The 19,393-nt window shown below is 70.4% G+C and carries 21 protein-coding genes and 1 pseudogene; 8 read left to right on the top strand and 14 right to left on the bottom strand.

Features of this window, described 5'->3' with window-relative positions:
• Positions 1-82 precede the first annotated feature (82 nt).
• From GV126_RS17315 to GV126_RS17300, 4 genes are all read right to left on the bottom strand, one after another.
• A complete protein-coding gene (locus tag GV126_RS17315; RefSeq protein WP_159667554.1) occupies positions 83-604 on the bottom strand; it encodes a hypothetical protein in 522 nt (173 codons plus the stop codon).
• Between the two features lie 158 nt (positions 605-762).
• Positions 763-1,173, bottom strand: a complete 411-nt coding sequence (locus tag GV126_RS17310; protein WP_159667552.1) for an SRPBCC family protein — start codon at positions 1,171-1,173, stop codon at positions 763-765.
• Positions 1,170-1,484 (bottom strand): ArsR/SmtB family transcription factor, encoded by a 315-nt coding sequence (locus GV126_RS17305; RefSeq protein WP_159667549.1) that lies wholly within the window; start codon positions 1,482-1,484, stop codon positions 1,170-1,172. Before GV126_RS17305 ends, GV126_RS17310 begins: the two co-directional genes overlap by 4 nt.
• A gap of 76 nt (positions 1,485-1,560) precedes the next feature.
• Positions 1,561-1,980: a MerR family transcriptional regulator gene (locus GV126_RS17300; protein WP_236570034.1), complete on the bottom strand. Its 420-nt coding sequence runs from the start codon at positions 1,978-1,980 to the stop codon at positions 1,561-1,563.
• On the opposite strand from GV126_RS17300, the gene GV126_RS17295 reads away from it, so the two are divergent.
• Positions 1,979-2,863 carry an NAD(P)H-binding protein gene (locus GV126_RS17295; protein WP_159667547.1) on the top strand — a complete coding sequence of 295 codons (885 nt, stop codon included), beginning with the start codon at positions 1,979-1,981 and terminating at the stop codon, positions 2,861-2,863. The two genes, GV126_RS17300 and GV126_RS17295, sit on opposite strands and share 2 nt — an antisense overlap.
• A 208-nt stretch (positions 2,864-3,071) precedes the next feature.
• Here GV126_RS17295 and map read toward each other — a convergent pair whose 3' ends face one another.
• Both map and GV126_RS17285 read right to left on the bottom strand, forming a co-directional pair.
• Positions 3,072-3,854: a type I methionyl aminopeptidase gene (map, locus tag GV126_RS17290; RefSeq protein ID WP_159667544.1), complete on the bottom strand. Its 783-nt coding sequence runs from the start codon at positions 3,852-3,854 to the stop codon at positions 3,072-3,074.
• Positions 3,855-4,008: 154 nt separating this feature from the next.
• Positions 4,009-4,653 (bottom strand): TetR/AcrR family transcriptional regulator, encoded by a 645-nt coding sequence (locus GV126_RS17285; RefSeq protein ID WP_236570033.1) that lies wholly within the window; start codon positions 4,651-4,653, stop codon positions 4,009-4,011.
• Between the two features lie 435 nt (positions 4,654-5,088).
• On the opposite strand from GV126_RS17285, the gene GV126_RS17280 reads away from it, so the two are divergent.
• The gene (locus tag GV126_RS17280) at positions 5,089-6,258 is read left to right on the top strand and encodes a YncE family protein (RefSeq protein ID WP_236570268.1); all 1,170 of its coding nucleotides are present in this window, start codon (positions 5,089-5,091) and stop codon (positions 6,256-6,258) included.
• A gap of 225 nt (positions 6,259-6,483) precedes the next feature.
• Positions 6,484-7,134: an HAD family hydrolase gene (locus tag GV126_RS17275; protein WP_159667539.1), complete on the top strand. Its 651-nt coding sequence runs from the start codon at positions 6,484-6,486 to the stop codon at positions 7,132-7,134.
• Positions 7,135-7,352: 218 nt separating this feature from the next.
• On the opposite strand, the gene GV126_RS37670 is transcribed toward GV126_RS17275, so the two are convergent.
• Positions 7,353-7,523, bottom strand: a complete 171-nt coding sequence (locus GV126_RS37670) for a hypothetical protein (protein WP_419796050.1) — start codon at positions 7,521-7,523, stop codon at positions 7,353-7,355.
• Between GV126_RS37670 and GV126_RS17270 the strand changes: the two genes are divergently transcribed.
• Positions 7,488-7,667, top strand: a complete 180-nt coding sequence (locus GV126_RS17270; protein ID WP_419796045.1) for an enoyl-CoA hydratase-related protein — start codon at positions 7,488-7,490, stop codon at positions 7,665-7,667. The two genes, GV126_RS37670 and GV126_RS17270, sit on opposite strands and share 36 nt — an antisense overlap.
• 22 nt (positions 7,668-7,689) lie before the next feature.
• Here the strand turns inward: GV126_RS17270 and GV126_RS17265 are convergent, their stop codons facing one another.
• The gene (locus GV126_RS17265; RefSeq protein ID WP_159667537.1) at positions 7,690-7,992 is read right to left on the bottom strand and encodes a hypothetical protein; all 303 of its coding nucleotides are present in this window, start codon (positions 7,990-7,992) and stop codon (positions 7,690-7,692) included.
• A gap of 726 nt (positions 7,993-8,718) precedes the next feature.
• Here GV126_RS17265 and GV126_RS17260 point away from each other — a divergent pair.
• Positions 8,719-9,753, top strand: a complete 1,035-nt coding sequence (locus GV126_RS17260) for a DNA topoisomerase IB (protein WP_159667535.1) — start codon at positions 8,719-8,721, stop codon at positions 9,751-9,753.
• A 131-nt stretch (positions 9,754-9,884) separates the two neighbouring features.
• Here GV126_RS17260 and GV126_RS17255 read toward each other — a convergent pair whose 3' ends face one another.
• The 5 genes and pseudogenes from GV126_RS17255 to GV126_RS17235 all read right to left on the bottom strand — a co-directional run bounded on the left by GV126_RS17255 (position 9,885) and on the right by GV126_RS17235 (position 13,872).
• Positions 9,885-10,085, bottom strand: coding sequence for a helix-turn-helix domain-containing protein (locus tag GV126_RS17255; protein WP_185947667.1), 201 nt, complete (start codon positions 10,083-10,085; stop codon positions 9,885-9,887).
• A gap of 262 nt (positions 10,086-10,347) precedes the next feature.
• Positions 10,348-10,551 (bottom strand): annotated as a pseudogene (locus tag GV126_RS37665) (NADP-dependent oxidoreductase); the annotation flags it as partial.
• Positions 10,552-10,686: 135 nt separating this feature from the next.
• Positions 10,687-11,559 (bottom strand): carbohydrate ABC transporter permease, encoded by an 873-nt coding sequence (locus GV126_RS17245; protein ID WP_159667532.1) that lies wholly within the window; start codon positions 11,557-11,559, stop codon positions 10,687-10,689.
• Between the two features lie 11 nt (positions 11,560-11,570).
• Positions 11,571-12,515 carry a carbohydrate ABC transporter permease gene (locus GV126_RS17240; RefSeq protein WP_159667530.1) on the bottom strand — a complete coding sequence of 315 codons (945 nt, stop codon included), beginning with the start codon at positions 12,513-12,515 and terminating at the stop codon, positions 11,571-11,573.
• A 13-nt stretch (positions 12,516-12,528) separates the two neighbouring features.
• Entirely contained in the window at positions 12,529-13,872 is a 1,344-nt protein-coding gene (locus GV126_RS17235) for an extracellular solute-binding protein (RefSeq protein ID WP_236570032.1), read from the bottom strand.
• 266 nt (positions 13,873-14,138) lie between these two features.
• Here GV126_RS17235 and GV126_RS17230 point away from each other — a divergent pair, with 266 nt between their 5' ends.
• Together GV126_RS17230 and GV126_RS17225 are read left to right on the top strand one after the other, a co-directional pair.
• Entirely contained in the window at positions 14,139-15,980 is a 1,842-nt protein-coding gene (locus tag GV126_RS17230; protein WP_236570031.1) for a glycoside hydrolase family 2 protein, read from the top strand.
• A 38-nt stretch (positions 15,981-16,018) separates the two neighbouring features.
• Entirely contained in the window at positions 16,019-17,038 is a 1,020-nt protein-coding gene (locus tag GV126_RS17225; RefSeq protein WP_159667526.1) for a LacI family DNA-binding transcriptional regulator, read from the top strand.
• Between the two features lie 81 nt (positions 17,039-17,119).
• On the opposite strand, the gene GV126_RS17220 is transcribed toward GV126_RS17225, so the two are convergent.
• Entirely contained in the window at positions 17,120-18,604 is a 1,485-nt protein-coding gene (locus tag GV126_RS17220; protein WP_159667524.1) for an amidase, read from the bottom strand.
• 131 nt (positions 18,605-18,735) lie between these two features.
• Here GV126_RS17220 and GV126_RS17215 point away from each other — a divergent pair, with 131 nt between their 5' ends.
• The gene (locus GV126_RS17215) at positions 18,736-19,362 is read left to right on the top strand and encodes a TetR/AcrR family transcriptional regulator (protein WP_159667522.1); all 627 of its coding nucleotides are present in this window, start codon (positions 18,736-18,738) and stop codon (positions 19,360-19,362) included.
• The last annotated feature ends 31 nt before the right edge of the window (positions 19,363-19,393 follow it).

Here is a 19,393-nt window from a genome sequence, read left to right as displayed (position 1 = left end):
GGGCGGATCACGGCCGTGCCGGGGCACGGCCACGGACAGGGAACGGGGACGCGGGCGGCCGCATCCCGGGGGTGCCGGTTCGCTACCAGCTGGCCTTCACGCCGTTGTACGCCTGCCGGCAGGCGGCGTCGGGCGCCTGAACGGAGAGCTTCTGCAGGGCGTTGCGCCAGACCTTCTTGGCCACCGTCTCCGCGGACCGGGTCTCGGCCGGGATGGTGGGCGCGTACTTCTTCAGGGCGCCGATGGCCGCGGTGGCGAACTTGCCGCACACCGGACCGGTGGCCTGCTGGTAGGCGTTGTCCAGGTAGGTGGCCACGGCGGCCCCGTGCGAGGTCGCCCAGGTGTTCCACGCCGTGCACGCCGACTGGGTGAACTGCTGCTGGTCGGCCTCGCTCAGCCCGCCCAGCTCGGTCAACAGCGCGCTCTTGACCTCATCGGGGACCGTGAAGTACTTGACCGGGAACTTGGTCTGGGCGTCGGTGAGGGCCGACTGGCAGGCAGCGGGCAGGTCCGCCGCCTGCACGGAGGACGGCGCGGTCAGCAGGGACGCGGACAGCAGGGCCGCGGCGACGGCGACGCGCTGAAGGGTACGGCGGACGGTCATGACGTCGGATGCTCCTTGCGCAGACAGGTGTTCCGATGGACATGCGGAACCCACCCGTCTCAACGGCAGAGATCAGCGCAGGTCACGGGCGATCTTCCGGTCGAACGGAGTACCGGACCGAGAAGGCGGCCGGCCGGGCCGTCATCGGACCGGCCGGGTCAGGCGCCTGCGCCGAGAAGGGTGTCGAGGTTGCCCAGGACATGAGGCCACCCCTTGCCCATGCCCTCGTATGCCTGGCGGCCCATCGGTGAGTCGAGGTCGAAGCCGCTGTGGACGAGAACGAGGCGGGTGCCCTTGTCCTCCGGTCGGAGCGTCCACGTGATCGTGGTGTCGAGCGAGCCCTCGGCGAAGCGGAAGGACAGCAGGTGCTCGTCGTCCACCTCCGTCACTTCACAGGGCTGCCGGCCGAAGGATCCCATGTCGAGGGTGAAACGGTGTCCGACCACCGGCCTGATGTCCCCCGCCGCCCACCAGCGGGCATGCAGATCCGGATCGGTCAGGGCTTTCCAGACCGCCGCCGGCGCGTGGGGCAGGAACTTCTCGCAGGTGATCGTGTTGTTCTCGGTCACGGCTTCTCTTCCTCGTCCAGGAGACCGGCCGGCGCGTCCAGGCGCTGATTCCAGTAGCGCTCGAACGGATGCAGCCACGCACCCACCTCGGCCAGGCGGGCCGCTTGAAGGTGGTAGAAGCGATACCGGCCGCGGGGTTCCTCACGCACCAGTCCGGCAGTACGCAGCACCGCCAAGTGCTCCGACACCGCGGGCCTGCCCAGCTCGAACAGGCCGGCCAGCTCACTCGCGGAGCGCGGGCCCTCACGCAGCGTTTCGAGCAGCTTGCGGCGCACCGGGGTGGCCAGCACACCGAACACGTCGGGTGGCATCCCACCACCATACGTCGGAAACACCTGACGCGTCGAAAACTCCCGACGCATCCACGCGAGGTCGAGGAGCTATGGCTCAGGCATCCCGGACGAACTGCGCACAGTCCGGACAATCATCGAGATACCGGTGTCGGCACTCAACGGTGTGCTGCAGGAAGACGATGGCCTGTTGCCTGCGGACGACCTCACGTTGGAGCGAGGCGATCTTGGCCCTCACGACCGCCTGGGCATCCCGTTTCTTCGGCGCCATGGCGGCGACGACCTCCGGCAACGAGAGCCCGACGCGTCGCAGCTTCAGCACGGTTCGCGCCTGCTCCAGAGCGGTCTCGTCGTAGATGCGGTAGCCGTTGCCGTCGCGGCGCACGGTGAGTGCCCCCACCTCCTCCCAGTGCCGCAGCACGTGAGCCGCGACGCCGAGTTCTGCGGCCGCTTCTCCGATCGTCTGCATCACACACCTTGCCTTCATGTCGACCTGAACCCTTAGCGTCTCGATCATGCCTGACACCCATCACCCCACGGGTCCTCATCGCAGTGCATCGGTGCTGGTCACCGGTGCGACCGGCAACCTCGGCCGCGAGGTCGTCCAGCGCCTCCGGGCACGCGGCGCACAGGTACGCCGCCTCGTTCGCCACCGAACCGGAGCCGACCACGGAGTCGAGTCGGTGGTCGGCGACCTCACCGACCCCACGGCGTTCCGCGCTGCGCTCCTCGGCGTCGACGCCGTCCTTCTCATCTGGCCACTGCTCGATTCCGCCCCTGCTCACGAACTGGTCGCAGAACTCGTCGCAGCGGCTCCCCGCGTCGTCTACGTGTCCTCGACAGCCATAGACGACGCGGCCGCCCGCCAGAGCGATCCCATCGTTCAGGTGCACGCCGACATGGAAGTCCTGCTCCGTGACGCCGGGCTGCGACCCGTGTTGCTGCGCAGCGACACCCTGGCCTCCAACGCTCGCGGATGGGCGGCGCAGTTGCGGTCGGGCGATGTGATCGCGGGTCCGGACGTCGCGCGTACAGCCGTCGTCGACGAACGCGATGTCGCCGATGCGGCGGTAGCCGTACTGCTCGCGCCACCTCATGCCCGACTCGATCCGCATCCTTACCTGTTGACCGGACCGGAGGTGCTCAGTCGCGCCGATCAGGTGGCTCGACTTGGTGCCGCACTCCGGCGCCGGCTGAGCTTCCAGGCACTTCCCGCTGATCTCGCCCGCTCACGCATGCTCGCAGACGGTCGTCCCGAGCGCCTGGTGGAGGCGCTGCTGGCCGCTTCGGCGCACCGACCGGATTCCCACCGCGTCACCGACCATGTCGAGCGCCTCACCGGCCGACCGGCCGGCACCTTCGCGCGGTGGGCCGTCGACCACGTGGCCGAGTTCCGCTGACCGGAGAGCCCCGTACGGCCCGCCAGGCCAGACGTACAGCGACGCGGGGTTCGGCCGGGACCTCGACCTCGGGCTCGTCCGCTGCCGTGCCCTGCCCCTGCGCCTGGGCCGGCCGCGGGCGCCGGACACAGGGAAGACGTTCGGCTGCACCGGCCACGAGGAGACCGCCGCCGGTGCAGGGCGTCCAGCGATAGCGAGGCCGAGGCCCTCACGGCCGCGCGTGCGCGGGCAGGGTGAGGATTTCGGCTCCGTCGTCGGTGATGGCGACGGTGTGCTCGCTGTGCGCAGTCCGACAGCCCGTCGCGCTGCGCAGCGTCCAGCCGTCGGCGTCGGTGACGAGCGTGGCGGTGTCGGCCATGACCCAGGGCTCCAGAGCCAGCAGCAGTCCGGGACGCAGTGTGTATCCGCGGCCGGGCCGTCCGGTGTTCGCAACATGCGGGTCCTGGTGCATGGTCGAGCCGATGCCATGCCCGCCGAACTCGGTGTTGACCGGGTAGCCCGCTTCGCCGAGGACCGTTCCGATGGCGTGGGAGATGTCGCCGACGCGCGCTCCCGGCTCGGCAGCGGCGATCCCCGCGGCGAGCGCGCGCTCGGTCGTCTCGATCAACGCGACGCTCTCCGCGGGCCTGGCCTTGCCTACGAGGAAGCTGATGGCGGCGTCCGCGGCCACTCCGCGTTTGGAGATGGCCAGATCCAGCGTCACGAGATCGCCGTCGGCCAACGTGTAGTCGTGGGGCCGACCGTGCAGCACGGCGTCGTTGACGGACGTGCAGATGTAGTGGCCGAACGGGCCGCGCCCGAAGGAGGGCGCGTAGTCGACGTAGCAGGACTGCGCCCCCGCCCCTGTGATCATTTCCTTGGCCCACCGGTCGATGTCCAGGAGGTTCGTGCCGACCGTGCTGCGGTGCTTCAGGGTCTGCAGAATGTCGCCGACCAGCGCGCCGGTCTCTCTCGCCCGGTCGACCATGGGGCGGCTCAGGATCTCGATCATGGGGGCCTCTCGCACGCTTCCGATAACTATCCCGCCTAACTATACCGGTATTAGAATGGGCTCATGGTCGGGTGAGGCGCCCAGGCGCTCGCAGCGTTCTGCCCCGGCGGGGGGGGAGCGGCAGGACAGGACAGGAGCAGGGCACGTTTCCAGGTCACTCCACGATCCGGAAACGGCCCAAAGCGATCTTGATGAGTTCATCGGTGATCTCCTCGACGGTCGCGTCGACCCAGCCGACGACCCAGTCGTGCATGAGCCCGTTGACGGCTCCGACATAGGCGGGGCCGGCGATGCGGTAGTCGTCGGGCGGGAGTTCGCCGCGTTCGAGGGCGTCGTCGATCTGCCGGCCCAGCAGATCGATCCAGACCGCGCGGCGCTCCAGGCGCTGGCGGTCCAGGCGGGGACTGACGCCGACGATCTCGACATAGGCGATCCGGGCATGGCGGGGATCCGATACGGCGCCCTTGACATAGGCACGGAGCATCAGCTCGAGCCGCTCGCGCGCCGGCTTGTCCTGGATCGCGGGCAGGATGTCGAGCACAGCCCGCTCGGCGACGTCATTGACGTACAGGTGCAGTTGGGCCAGCAGGTCTTCCAACGTCCGGAATTCTTCGTAGAACTGTCGGCTCGACAGCCCGGCGGCCTTGCACAGGTCGGCGATCTTGGTGCCCCGGTAGCCGTGGACGGCGCCGAACATCTCCAGACCCGCCTCAAGGAAGCGGCGGCGACGCTCGGCCCGCCGCTCGGACGCGTCCCTGCCTCCGTACCGCCCTGCCGCCGGGGTGATTCTGCCCGCCACTGTGCCTCCATCGAGTGCTACGGAGAATCTTCCCGCACCGGCCTTGCGGTGGGCGTCACCCCTCCCTACCATTCAGTAACCAAGTTCGAACATGGGGATGTTCAGACTCGGAGAGGTTTTGACCACGGCTCATAGGGCCGGGTCGGACCGAGGCCGGTCATGCGCGGAACCTGCATCACCGTTCGCCGACCGTCGATGCCACAGCCCGCACCATGCGCCGTTCCCGAGCGGCCGAGCCGCGTGCGCATCGACGAGGACCGCTACCGCTCCGCGTACCTCTGCGGACCCTCACCTATGGGAGAAGCAAGCATGCATGCTGCGCGTACCCATGCCCAAACGGCTCCCGCACGCACCAGAACCGGCTCTGGGCGCCGCTGCCTGCGCCATATCACCGGGGCCGCCGTCCTGGCCGCCGGTCTCGTCGTGCCCCTCTCGATGGACTCCGCCGACGCCGCGCCGGCCCTGCGCGAGGTGATGTTCGTCGGCAACAACTGGGACGGCACCGCCGACGTCATCAACCCCAGCGGCGACTTCGCCAGGATCGGACGGATCAACGTCGTCCCCGACAAGGCTCAGCGCCTCGCCTCCATCTACCTCAACCCCGTGAACCTGGCTGTCTACCTCGGCATCCGGGCGACCGCGGGCGAGGGGCACGATCAGCTCGTCGACGACCTGTACTCCACCCCCGACGGCCGCTCACTGGTCGCCTCCCGTCCCAGCTTCGGCGACGTCGTGTCCATCAACCTGACCACGGGCAAGGTGAACTGGCGGTTCGCGGTCTCGGGGTACCGCTCCGACCACATGGCCGTCTCACCGGACGGCACCAAGGTCGCGGTCTCGGCGTCCCTCAGCAAGACGGTCCACGTACTGGACATCAACACCGGTGAGCAGCTGGGCAAGTTCAGCACCGGGGACAAGCCGCACGAGAACATCTGGACCGACGGCGGCAAGTACATCTGGAACATGTCCATCGGCAACGTCGAGACCGACCTGGACGACCCGGCTCTGGACTGGACCAAGGGCGATCGGCACATCACCGTCGTCGACGCGGACACCTACAAGGTCGTCAAGACGATCGACATGCGGGCACGCCTGGACGCCTTCGGCCGCAAGGACCTGTCCAACGCGGTCCGGCCCGCGGTGTTCAGCCCCGACTTCTCCAAGCTCTATTTCCAGGTCTCCTACTTCAACGGCTTCCTGGAGTACGACGTCGCCACCGACAAGATCACCCGGATCAAGACACTGCCCGAGAACCCGGCCACCAGCGACGACCGCACCACCTTCGTCAATGACTCCCGCCACCACGGCATGTCCATGAGCCCCGACGGCAGGAAGCTGTGCATCGCGGGCACCATGGACGACTACGCCGCCGTCGTCGACCGGGACACCCTTCAGGAAGGCCCGCTCGTCACCGCGTCCAAGCCCTACTGGGCCACCGTCAGCGGGGACGGCCGCGACTGCGTGATCTCCGAGAGCGGCGCCGACCAGGTCACCGCCATCGACTTCGCCACCGGCCAGAAGGTCGCCTCCGTGCCGGTCGGCGACCATCCGCAGCGGGTCCGCATCGCCCACGTCCCCGCCGACTGGACCAGTCCCGCAGGCTGATCCCCGTCCACTCCCCCGGGGTGCGGGGACGGGATGTCGCCCCGCACCCCGGCACCGCGGGTTCGATCCGGCGGACGGCAGCCGGCAAGCCCCTGCGGGTGGCCGATCCGCAGCCGCCGGACGGCTCTCAGGAGGATGAAGAGCACGCACGGCACCCTACGGTCGCGAGTCGAAGATCCCGGCAGCAGCACAGCTGCCCGGCCGGTGAGGCCCTATGCTGCGGGAATGATCAAGCCCATTGAACTCGTCATATTCGACTGCGACGGCGTGCTGGTCGACAGCGAGCGCATCGCCGCACGCGTGCAGGTCGCCCTGGGCGTTCAGTTGGGCTGGCCGCTGACCGTGGACGAGGTCGTGGACAGGTTCATCGGGCGCTCACACGCGGCCATCCGGGAACAGGTCGCGGCTCGGCTCGGCGAGGACACGGCCGCGACCTGGTCGGACAGGTTCGAGCGACTTCACCGCGAGGCCGTGGACGCGGAGCTGACCCCGGTCGAAGGTCTGCCGGAAGCCCTCGACGCACTGACCGTGCCGACCTGTGTCGCCTCCAGCGGATCCCACGACAAGATGCGGCACACCCTCGGCCGCACCGGACTCTACGAACGCTTCGCGGGCCGCATCTTCAGCGCCACCGAGGTCTCCCGCGGCAAGCCCGCCCCAGACCTGTTCCTGCACGCGGCCCGGCACATGGGCGTCGATCCCGCAGCCTGCGTGGTGGTCGAGGACAGCCGGCCCGGTGTCCGCGCTGCCCGCGCCGCCGGCATGCGAGCTCTCGGCTATGCCGGTGGGCTCACCCCGGCCGAACGCCTCGAAGGCGCCGGCACCACCGTCTTCTACGACATGCGCGAACTACCGAAACTCGTCGCGGAGCGATAGTCACCTGCACCGTCCCGTCCCCGAGCGTGGGCAAGTCCTCTGGGCCCCCGTCCACGCGGAGACGGCGGGCCCGATACCCGGCCCGGTCGCACAGCAGGGCCGGCGCCGCTGCCGCCTCTCCCCCGTCGGCGTGCATGACCGCCATCTGAGACCACGGAGCCCCTGGCTCGGGCACCCCGACGGTCAGGCGTGGACCACCGTCCTGGTGAGGACGATGATCAGGCCAGCACAAGGGTGGCCAGGCAGGAGGGCACATGGGTGGCCAGGCAGGAGGCCGCCACCAGCCTCCGGGAGGCGCCGGTACGCACGGCGGCGACGGTGGGCACCACCCCGCTGATCGCGGCGGTGGAGGGTTGGGCGCTGGTGGGCGGCACCGAGATGGTCCTCACTGTGACCTCGTCGTCGCTGCCCGGAACGCCTCGTTCGGTCTGCCCGGGGTCACCCGCGGCATCATCGCCCCGGCAGGGGGGCTCGTACGGCTCCCGCGCCGGATCCTCGTCGCCCCGTCGCCGAGATGGATCAGTGGCACGTAGGCGAGCCGCACGTTGCCGCCCCTCAGCTCCCCCCACCCGTGAACTGCGCCAGCTGGTCCTTGATCCACGGGTCGTAGATCGCGATCCGGTGGGCGGCGGCGGGGTCGAACCACGCCAGTTGCCCCGCGATCCAGGGGTCCATGTGCCGGTGAGAGGCGGGCTGCCGGGAGGGTTGGTGGCGGACCACCACGGGGCTCTGCGCGGAAACGTGCGACGCGGGTCGCACGGTGGCGGCCGTCGCCGGGCCACCGGCGGCAAGGAGTGTGCCCGCGGCGACCATGGCGGGAGCACCCACGGTGGCAAGGCGGCGTATCGGCTTCCTCATGTCTGTTGTCCTCCAGCCTCTGTAGGGGCACGCCCGAAGGCGGAATGCATTACTCCGGTTCGGTGTGCCTACCCCACCCGGCACACCGCACACCTCGCCATCGCCGTTTCCGGGTCGCTGCGGTGCACGGGCCCCATGCAGGGACCACCGGCGACTGCCGAGTGGGCGGACGCATGCAGGCGTCGGCGGGGAGGGCGCCCCGCTCCGTCGCGGCGGGAGACCGACGTCACCGCGGACGGGCGGTAGCGGGCTTACCCGAGTGACGTGTCGATGGTGCCGGTCGCCGAGTCGAGGCAGCGACTCAACGCGAGCGCAGCGACCGAAGCCATGTCACTCGCTGTGCCTTCAGTCGCCGTGCCTTCAGTCACTCCGTCCACGCCCCGCATCCTCGCCCGGTGGTCGACGTGCTCACGACGATCCGTCCGGCGACCCAGTCCGACGCCCGGACGACATGACGGTCCGCCAGTGACGCCACGCAACCACGGGCTCACGGCTCCCCTCCCCGCTTCGGCTCAGCTGGGCTCCAGGACGTCACCTTGCAAGTCGGCCCCGGCTCCCCGCACGGGGCAGCAGCCCCTTCGGTCGCCGCGGCAAGGCCGACCTGTCTAAAACCGCTGAGCTGGGTAGTACATGAAGGCATCGTCCGACCGGGTGAGCACGGGACGGAAGCACACGGACGAGCCGAGCCGGCCCTTCGGTTCGTCGCGCGAGTCGAGGGAGGTTGGCATGCGGCTCCACCACAGTCGCCCCACTGACCCCGGGTACCGCCGCCTGCGCCACGGACGCGGCTTCCGCTACCTCGACGCGCACGGAGAACCCGTGCGCGATCCGGCCGAGTTGGCCCGGATCAAGGGGCTGGTCATACCGCCTGCCTGGCACGATGTGTGGATCTGCGCCCGGGCCAACGGGCATCTGCAGGCCGTGGGCACCGATGCCGCCGGTCGCCGCCAGTACCTTTACCACCCGCAGTTCCGCGCCGAGCAGGAGGAGGCGAAACACGAGCACGTCCTCGAGGTCGCCGAGGTGCTGCCCGCGGTGCGCGAGGCCGTCGAAGGGCATCTGAGCGACCGGGGACTGACCCGGCAGCGGGTTCTGGCCACCGCCGTACGCCTGCTGGACCTGGGCTTCTTCCGCATCGGCAGCGACCGTTACACCGAGCTGCACAACAGCTACGGCCTCACCACGCTGCTGCGCGAACACTGCCGCTGCCGGGCCGGGGCCGTGGCGTTCACGTACACCGGCAAGCACGGCAAGGAGATCGTCCGGAGGGTGACGGACCCCGCGGCCTGCCGGAGCCTTGCCGCGCTGCTGCGGCGCCGCGGCAGCGGCGAGCGGCTCCTGGCCTACTGGGAGCGGCCGTCCTGGCACGACGTCACCGGCGACGACGTCAACGCCTACCTCAAGGAGCTGGCCGGTCTGGAGATCACCGCCAAGGACTTCCGCACCTGGCACTCCACCGTCATGGCCGCCGTGGCACTGGCCGTCTCGGCGCCCGTGGCCCGCAGCGAGAGCGCCCGGCGCCGGGCCATCGCACGGGCCGTGCGCGAGGTGGCCGGATACCTCGGCAACACCCCCGCGGTCTGCCGTGCCTCCTACATCAACCCGCGCGTGATCGAACTGTACGAGGAGGGTGTCACGGTGGCCTCCGCGCTGCCCCACCTCGGTGACCAGGGCGCGGACGGCGTCCCCGCCACGCAGGGATCCGCCGAACGGGCCGTGCTGCGCATGCTGCGCACGGGGCGCCCCCCGGAAGCGGGATGAGGCACCCCCGGGCCACACCCGTGCCGAACGGCCCCCCGCCGGCCTCGTTCATGCCACAACGCGTTCCCAGTCCGTGCGTACGAGAGACGACGGTTCTCACGTTCGGGCGAGCCTGTCGGCGGTGGAGACGGTCAGCGCCCACGCGGGATGCCCAGCGCCCGCCTCGGTCGGCGCCTCGGGCGGCGGGTGAGCAACGGCGCCTCCAGATCGGCCCCGAGGTGGGCGATGTGCTGCGAGACCGCGGACTGGGCGCAGCCGAGGGCCTGGGCGGAGAACGAGCGGTGGTCGACCACGGCGATGAAGGTGCGCGGCTGCTGCGGATCCGATGTCACCGGCCTGTCCTGCGGCGGAGGGTCCCCGGGCCGGACGCGTGTGGCCGTGGTCGCCGACGCATCGCCCTGCTGGCCGGCGACTGAGGCGGTCCTGTCGGACGGTGCGACAGCTCGTCCCAGGTCGCCGCCGGTCAACGGCCTGTGAGGTCAGCGCACCCGTAGCACGAGCTTGCCGCCCGGCTTGCCGGACAGGCTCGGCTCGGCCGCCTCCCGCCAACGGTCGAGCGGACAGGTGCCGGCCAGGGGAAGGGAGAACCCGCCTGTTCGCGCCGACGGCGTCGTCGGTGCCCGCGGCCTCCAGACCGATGCCCCGGGGCAGGTCTCCGGCGAAGAGACCGCCGGCCAGAGCCCAGTCCGCGGGGGTGAGACCGCAGACCCGGACCGCCACGCGGATCTGGCCGGGGCCGGGCGTGGGTACGTCGGCCTCTTCGAGACGTATGACGTCGAGGGCGGGACCTGTCGTCACTGGCTGAAAGCCAACCCGTGGCCGGCGACGCTCAGCTTCCGGATCGGGGAGATGGAAGGAGTACCGGCCGAGCACGTTGATGTGATGGCGCACGAACGGGAGAGTTCCCGCCCGGCGCGCCCCGCCCCGCCGGCCCTACTTGATGCCCGTCGTGGCGACTCCCTGCACGATCTGCCGCTGGAAGACCAGGAACACCGCGATCAGCGGGAGGAATCCCAGGACCGAGGAGGCCATCACCTCGGCGTACTGGATGTTGGTGTTGCTGAGCAGGGAGGCCAGGCCCACCGGGACGGTCTGGGACTTGGTCTGGCTGAGGACGAGGAGCGGCCAGAGGAAGGAGTTCCAGGTGGTGATGAACGTCAGGATGGCGACCGTGGACAGGGCGGGACGGCACAGCGGCATGCAGACCCTCGCGTAGATCCGCCACCAGCTCGCCCCGTCGATGCGGGCCGCCTCGATCAGCGCCACGGGGATGCCGCGGAAGAACGACTGGAAGACGAATACGGCGATCGGCGCGGCGACGGACGGCAGGATCAGGGCCCAGAACGTGCCGAGCAGGTGGAAGGACCGGTACTCGATGAACTGCGGCAGCACCAGCGCCTCGCTCGGCAGCATCAGCCCCGCGGCGGCCAGGGCCAGCACCGCGGCCCGGCCGCGGTAGCGCAGGAAGGCCAGCGCGAAACCGGCCATCGAGCAGAAGGCCACGGTGAAGATCACGGCGAGGGCCGAGATGACCAGGCTGTTGAGGTACCAGGTGCCGATCGGATAGGTGTCCCAGGCATAGGAGTAGGCGCGCAGGGACCATCCGCCGGCGAACGGCGAGGTCGGTTTCTGGGTGATCGATCCGTCCGAGCGCAGGGAGGTGGCGATCGCCCAGAAGAACGGCACCAGCCAGATCAGGGCGAACAAGGTCAGGCACACGGCGCACAGGCGGTTGAACAGCTTGGCCCCGACGGCCGCCGGCGCGCCCTTCGCCGCGGTCGGCCGCGGCTGGGTGATGGTGGTCATGGATCCTCCGCTCAGGCCGCGGTGCCGGTCGCGCGGCGGCGCAGCCCGTACCAGGCCGCCGAGACCGCGACGATGACGACGAAATACACGATGGTGGCGGCGGCGCCGTAGCCGCCCCGGTAGGAGGTGAAGCCGGTGTCGTAGATGTACTCGATGACCGGGCGGGTGGACTGGTCGGGGCCGCCGGCCAGAAGCAGGTAGATCTGGTCGAAGACCTTGAGCGAGGCGAGGATCTGCAGGATCAGCACCAGGCTGGTGGTCCGGCCGAGCAGCGGCACCGTGATGTGGCGGATCTGCTGCCAGGGTCCTGCGCCGTCGATGGCCGCCGCCTCGTAGACGTCCGGCGGTACGTCCTGGATCGCGGCGGTGTAGAGGACGAAGTTGAAGCCGAAGGTCCACCACAGGGTCATCAGCGTCACGGCGGTCCAGCCGCCCGAGGTGCTGCCGAGGAAGTCGGGCACCGGCAGTCCGACCGCGCCGAGGACCTTGGGGACGAGCCCGATCTCCGGGGTGTACATCCACAGGAAGATCAGCGCGACGACGGACGACGGCACCACGTACGGCGCGAAGAACGCCAGGCGGTAGAAGACCCGGCCGCGCCGCACACGGGAGGCGAGGATGGCGCCGGCCAGCGCCAGGACGACCAGCGGGGGTGTGGTCAGCAGGGTGAAGAGCACCGAGTGCCACATCGCGTCCCAGAACTGCGGGTCGGTGACCACCTCGGCGTAGTTCGACAGGCCGACCCACTCGCCCAGGCCGCTCTTGACGGTGGTGGTGTTGAAGAAGCTCAGCACCACGCCCACGAGCAGCGGGCCGACCAGGAACACCAGGTAGATCACGAGGAAGGGGGCGGTGAGCAGCACACCGGCCCGGCGTTCGGAGCGGGGCGGCCGGCCGGTCGGCACTCCCGCGGCGGACGCCGTGGGTGCCGGTCGCGTCGGGACGACGGTCGTCATGGTGGACTGCCTCCTACTTCATCGTGACCGGCGGTCGGGCCGTGGTGAACCGCTTCAGGTCGGAACGCAGGGTCGGCACCGCGCCCTTGGGTGTGAGCCGCCCGGCGAGGGCCTCGATGATCGTTCCGCCCACGACGCTCTGGAAGTCCGATCCGGCGCCGGTGTACCAGGCCGCGGGATCGTACTGGGCGTTGAACGCGGCCCGTACGTAGTGGCGCTGCGGCGACTGGTCGAGGAACGCCTTGCTGCGCTGGGTCGGCAGCCAGGCGGGGATGTGCCCGCCCTCGGCCCACACGGCGCTGTTGTCGAGCAGACTCCTGATGAACAGCGCCGCGTTCCGGGTGCGGGCCCGCGAGCGCGCCTCGTTCCGCGGGACGACCAGGGCGTGCGAGTCGGCGTACGCGACCGGTTCGGGGCCCAGCAGCGCCGGGAACGGCACGACGTCGAAGCGCAGACCCTTGACCTGCCGGTACGACGGGATCTGCCACTCGCCGTCGAACAGGAAGCCCGCCTTGCCCGTGCTGAACAGCGCGTTGGCACCGGAACCGTTGAGGTTTCCGGGCATCAGGCCAGTGCCGGTGAGCCTCTGCATGAAGGCGATGGTCTCCTGGCCCGCCTCGCCGTCGAGGTCGATCCTGGTGCCGGAGTCCGTGACGACCGGACCCGCCAGGCCGGAGTAGATCATGCTGAAGTAGCGCCACGCCGTCGACGGGTCGGCGGTGATCGACATCACCGCTCCGTACTGGGCGCCGCCCGCGGTCTTCATCGCCTTGACCGCCGCCAGGAAGTCCTGCGCGCCCTTGAGCGGAACGAGGCCGTCGCCGCCGGAGTCGAGAAGGCCCGCCCTGCGAGCCAGGTCGACGTTGTAGTAGAGGACGAAGGGGTGGGTGTCCAGGGGCACCGCGTACACGGTCCCGTCCACCGTGGCCTTGCGCCAGGCCGCGGGGGTGAACTTGTCCGCGGTGACGCCCAGTTCACCGAGGCCGGCCTGCTCGATCGGCTCCAGCAGGCCGGACGCGGCCAGCAGCGGGAGCCGCGACAGGTGAGCGATGCCGACGTCCGGGGGCGTCCCGCTCGCGGTGGCCAGGGCCAGTTTCGTGTAGTAGGGGTTGCCCCAGGCGAGGACGGTGGCTTCGACCGACGTCCCTGGGTGGGTCTTCTTGAACCGGTCCTCCATCACCACCATGTTGGCGCCGTCACCACCGGTGAACAGGTTCCAGAAGATGACGTCCGCGGTGTCCGGCTGGGAGCCGGTCAGACCGGAGGCGAGCGGGGAGGAACATGCCGCGAGCCCCCCGGTCAGGGCAAGTCCACCGCCGAGGGCCAGGAGCCGCCGGCGCGCCATCGCTCCACTCATAGGGCTGTGCACCTCGTTGATTCGATGTGGCCTCGATGGCGCAGACCCTGACACACGCTTTACATCGATGCAATAGATCGTCCGGAAGAAGTCTGCTCGTCGATCCACCCCTCCCCGATACTGCGGCCGCATCACGCCGACGACACCCACGTCGACATCCGATCCGGCCTTGCATCGATGTAAATGATCACTCATGATGTCAGCACTTCGACCCGTGGAACGCCGTCGCCGGGTATCTCCGGACGGCAGAAGGAGGATCCGTGAGGGTGAGCGAGCAGGACGGGACGTATCCGAGGCCGATCCTGCAGCGGGAGCGGTGGCACAGCCTCGACGGCGTCTGGGAGTTCGGCTACGACGACGCCGACGAGGGCGAGGGCGCCGAGTGGTTCGCCGAGGGGGTGACCGGCGCGTTCGACCGCGAGATCACGGTTCCGTTCCCGCCCGAGTCCCCCGCCTCCGGCATCGGCGAGACCGCGCCGCACGCGGTGGTCTGGTACCGCCGCCGCATACCCCACGACGTCCTCGCGGTCGGCGACGGCCGACGGGCGCTCGTGCACTTCGGGGCCGTCGACCACCGGGCGAAGGTGTGGCTGGACGGCCGGCTGGTGGCCGAACACGTGGGAGGTCAGACCCCCTTCACCGCCGACGTCACCCACGCGCTGCGACCCGGTGCCGACGAGCACCTGCTCGTCGTGCGGGCCGAGGACCGGCCGGCCGACCTCGCGCAACCGCGTGGCAAGCAGGACTGGCAGGACCGGCCGCACGAGGTCTGGTACGAGCGGACCACCGGCATCTGGCAGACCGTGTGGGCCGAGACGGTCTCCGCTCAGCACGTCGCCGACCTGGCCTGGATCCCCGATCCGGCGCGCGGCGTGCTGGCCGAGGTCACCCTGGCCCGGGTGCCGGACGCCCCGGTGAGCGTGGAGATCGTGCTGAGCCACGACGGCGAGGTGCTGGCCGAGAGCACCAGCACCGTACACACCCCGCGCAGCCGGATCGACCTCGTCGTCCCCGCCCTGCGCAACGGCATCGACCGCGAGCAGCTGCTGTGGAGCCCGGAGCGGCCGACCCTGCTGGACGCACGGGTGACCGTGCGCGACACCGGGACGCGCGCGGTGCTCGACACGGTGGACAGCTACGTGGGCCTGCGCAGCGCGGGTGTCGGCCGCGGCGCCTTCCTGCTGAACGGGCGCCCCTATTACGTGCGTTCGGTGCTCAACCAGGGGTACCGCCCCGACACCCTGATCGCCAACGCGGGCACGGCGGAACTGCGCCGCGAGGTGGAGCTGATCAAGGCGATGGGTTTCAACGCCGTGCGCATCCACCAGAAGGCCGAAGATCCGCGCTTCCTGTACTGGGCCGACCGGCTGGGCCTGCTGGTGTGGGGCGAGACCGGGGCGGCGTACGAGTTCGGCGCCGAGGCCGTGGAGCTGCTGACCCGCGAGTGGCTGGAGATGGTGCGCCGCGACCGCAGCCACCCGTCGATCGTCACCTGGGTGCCGCTCAACGAGAGCTGGGGCGCCTCGGACATCCCCCACGACCCCGCGCAGCGGCACTACTCCCTCGCCCTGGCCAACCTCACGCGCGCCCTGGACCCGACCCGACCGGTGATGTCCAACGAGGGCTGGGAGCACACCGACAGCGACATCCTCGGCGTGCACGACTACTCCTCCGACCCCGCCGAACTCACCCGGCGCTACGGCGACGCCGCCGCGTTCGACCGACTGCTCACCGGCCCCGGCCCGCAGGGACGTGTGCTGTCGGTCGGCGCCGGGCAACGGCAGCGCTACGCCGACGGCACCGCCCCCTTGATGATCACCGAGTTCGGCGGTCTGTCGGTACGCGCCGACGACGACGCCTTCACGTACACCCGGACCGGCTCCGAGGCGCAGTACGCGGCCCTGCTGGGCGACCTCTTCGGTGCGCTGCACGCCAGCCCGGTCGTGGCCGGCTTCTGCTACACGCAGTTCATGGACACCGCCCAGGAGACCAACGGCCTGCTGTACGCGGACGGTTCACCGAAACTGCCGTTGGAGACGATCCGGCGCATCGTCACCGGCGCACAGCCCGGCCCCGACGAGAAGCCGGAGCACCCGTCCGCCTCCTGATCGCCGATAGGATCCCACCGGAGCGGAAGGAAGTGAGCGTGGCGACCAGGCCGAGGATCAAGGACGTTGCGGAGTACGCCGGCGTCTCCCCCAAGACGGTCTCCAACGTGATCAACGACTTCGAGCACGTCTCGGAGCACACCCGGGCCGCCGTGCGGGAGGCCATCGAGGCCCTGGGGTACCGGGTCAACCTCGCCGGCCGGCAGCTGCGCCAGGGGCGCACCGGCATGATCACGCTGGCGGTGCCGGAACTGGACGTCGCCTACTTCTCCGAGCTGGCCAAGCACGTCATGGCCGCCGCGGACCGGCGCGGCCGCACCGTTCTGCTGCACCAGACCGGTGCGGTGCGCGAGCGGGAACTGTCCGCTCTGCACGGGTTCGACGCCCAGTTCACCGACGGAGTCATCCTCAGCCCGCTGTCGCTGACGCCGCGCGACCTCGCCACACGGGACACACGGCTGCCTGTCGTGCTCCTCGGGGAGCGCCAAGCCCCGGGAGCGGTGGACCACGTGGGCATCGACAACGTCGCCGCCGCCCGCGAGGCCACGGAGCACCTGCTCGTCCGGGGACGACGCACCATCGCGGTCGTCGGCGGCGCGCTGAGAGGCCGGCAGGGCACCGACAGGCTGCGCACCAAGGGCTACCAGATGGCACTCCGGGCCGCCCGGATCCCGTTCCGACAGGACCTGGTCGTCCCCGTCGAGCAGTACCACTGGCAGGACGGCGCCCGGGCCGCGGCCGCCCTGCTCGGCCGGCGGCCCCGCCCGGACGCCCTGCTGTGCCTGAACGACCACCTCGCCCTCGGCGCCCTGCGCGCCCTGCACGAGGCCGGTCTGCGCGCCCCGGACGACCTCGACGTGGTCGGGTTCGACGACATCGAGGCCGCACGCTTCAGCGTGCCCAGCCTCACCACCATCGCTCCCGACAAAGAGGCCATCGCGGACATCGCGGTGTCCCTGCTGCTCGACCGGATCGACCGGCCGGGCACCGAGGACACCGCCGACCACATCGTCGGCCACCGGCTGGCCGTGCGGGAAAGCACCGGCGGGCGTCCCTGACCGGCCGCGGCGCGCGGTCCGGGCGGTCAGGGACGCCCGCGGCACCGGGGCGAGCCAACACCGGGGGCGGCGTCATGGACCTCAGCAGCCGCCCTGATCGGCGCGGGTCTCATGACCTGTTCGCGGAGGACTCCCTGCCCACACCGTGGGGGTTCGGCCCGACCAGGGGCTTGCCTGTTCGAGTTGGCCGGCGAGGCGGAAGAGGAGGCCTTCGCGTCCGTAGCCGGCGGCGAACTGCATACCGATCGGGAGCCCCGTCTCGGCGTCGGCCGTCACGGGCACGGACATGGCGGGTGTGCCCGCCACGTTGAACACCATGGTGAACGGTGAGCGGTCGTTGATGCGGTCGATCCAGCCCAGGCCGTCCAGCGCCTGTGCGCCCTCGGCGTAGGTGCCCAGGGGCACGGGCAGTTCCGGCAGGGTCGGGGTGAGCAGCATGTCGTGGGTGTCGAAGTACCGTGCGAGGCTTCGGGCGACCCGGTTCCGGATGGTGAGAGCGGTGACGAACTCGGCTGCGCTGACCCGCTGTCCGTAGCGGTAGCCGGCGAGGGTGGGCGGCTCCAGGGTCGAGGAGTCGACGGGCCGGTCGAAGGCGGCAGCCAGTTCGTCGATCTGGGCGGTCAGATTCGCCGTCATCAGGCGGGCGTTGGCCAGGACGAACTCCTCCCAGTCGGCCCCGAGGCCGATCTCGGCCTCCTCCACCTGATGGCCGAGGGACGCGAGCAGACGCACGGTGCGGGAGAGCGCGTCGGCGACGGGCGGGGTGGTGCGCCGTCCGCCCCACGCCTGGGCGAGGACACCGATCCGCAGCCGGCCCGGAGTCCGGGTGACTTCCTGCGCGTAGGGGCGGGACGGCTCCTGGGCGAAGTAGGGGTCGCCCGGTTCCGGGCCGCGGATCAGGTCGAGCAGCACCGCACTGTCGCGTACCGTGCGGCTGACGCTGCCGTGCACGGCCAGGCCGTTGAAGACCTCGTCGGCGCCGGGGCCCATGGAGACCCGGCCACGGGTGGGCTTCAGCCCGAAGAGGCCGTTGCAGGCGGCGGGGATGCGCAGCGAGCCGGCGGCGTCGGTGGCGTGGGCGATCGGGACCACTCCGGCAGCGACGGCCGCGCCCGCGCCCCCGCTGGATCCGCCCGCGCTCCGCTCGATGTCCCACGGGTTGCGGGTCGCGCCGTACAGCAGTGGTTCCGTGGTGATGCTGTAGGCCATCTCCGGTGTCGCGGTCCGCCCGAACGTCACGAGGCCGGCGCGGCGAAAGCGCAGCATCAGGGAGGAGTCGGCGCCGGCGACGTTGCCCCGTGCGAGACGGCTGCCCAGCTCCATTCGCCTCCCGGCCATGGCGACCGCGATGTCCTTGATCAGGAAGGGGACCCCGGCCAGCGGTGTGCTGCCGGGGCGGGGCGCGTCGTCGGTCGGCCATGTCTCCACGAGGGCGTTGATGTGCGGATCGACCGCCTGCGCGGCCTCGCGTGCGGCCGCTTCCACTTCGGCGGGGGCCACCTCGCCCGTGGCCATCAGCTGCGCGAGCCCGACCGCGTCGAAGCTCACGTACTCGGAAATTTTCACTGTCACTCCCAGCCGGACAGGACGATACCGTTGAGTCTCTAGTGATACCGAACGGTATCGCATGGAACTGACTGGTACCGTAGCAGTGGGTTTGCGGAGGCCCACACAGGACCGGACGTCACGGAGAAGTCATGGCATCGACCGCCGGCAGGCCGAGCAGGGTGGCGAAACTGCCGCCCCGTGAGCGCATCCTCGACGCAGCGGAAGAGCTGTTCCAGAGCGAGGGGATCCAGCGCGTCGGCGTCCAGGCGATCGCCGAGAGGGCCGAGACCACCAAAATGGCGATCTACCGGCACTTCGAGACCAAGGACGCGCTGGTCGCGGAGTGGCTGCGGATCGTCGCCGCCGATTACCAGGCGGCCTTCGACCGGGCCGAGGCCGAACACCCCGGCCGGCCCAAGGAGCAGATCCTCGGCCTGGCCCGCTTCATCGCCGAGGGACTGCCGACGATCTCGCACCGGGGCTGCCCCTTCATCAACTCCCTCGCCGAGCTGCCCGACCGCTCCCATCCCGCACGGCAGGTGATCGAGAAGCACAAGGCGGACCAGACCCGCCGACTGGTCGGCATGTGCGCGGAGGCCGGGCTGAGCGATCCCGAGCAGGCCGCGGCCGAGATCACCTTCGTACTGGAAGGCGCGCAGGTCAGTATGCAGAACGGAAGCATCGACCAGGTGGGGAACCGGCTGATGAGGACCGTCGAGGGCATCCTGGATCGCTACGGCTCCTCTCTCGGCACATCCCGCACGACCACCGGCTGACCGCCCGCACCCGCACCCACGCCCCCACCAC

It is taken from the genome of Streptomyces mexicanus (genome assembly GCF_902506575.1).
GTDB lineage: Bacteria > Actinomycetota > Actinomycetes > Streptomycetales > Streptomycetaceae > Streptomyces > Streptomyces mexicanus.
The sequence above is the reverse complement of the archived record's forward strand: the minus strand, read 5'-3'. Positions and strand labels throughout refer to the sequence as shown.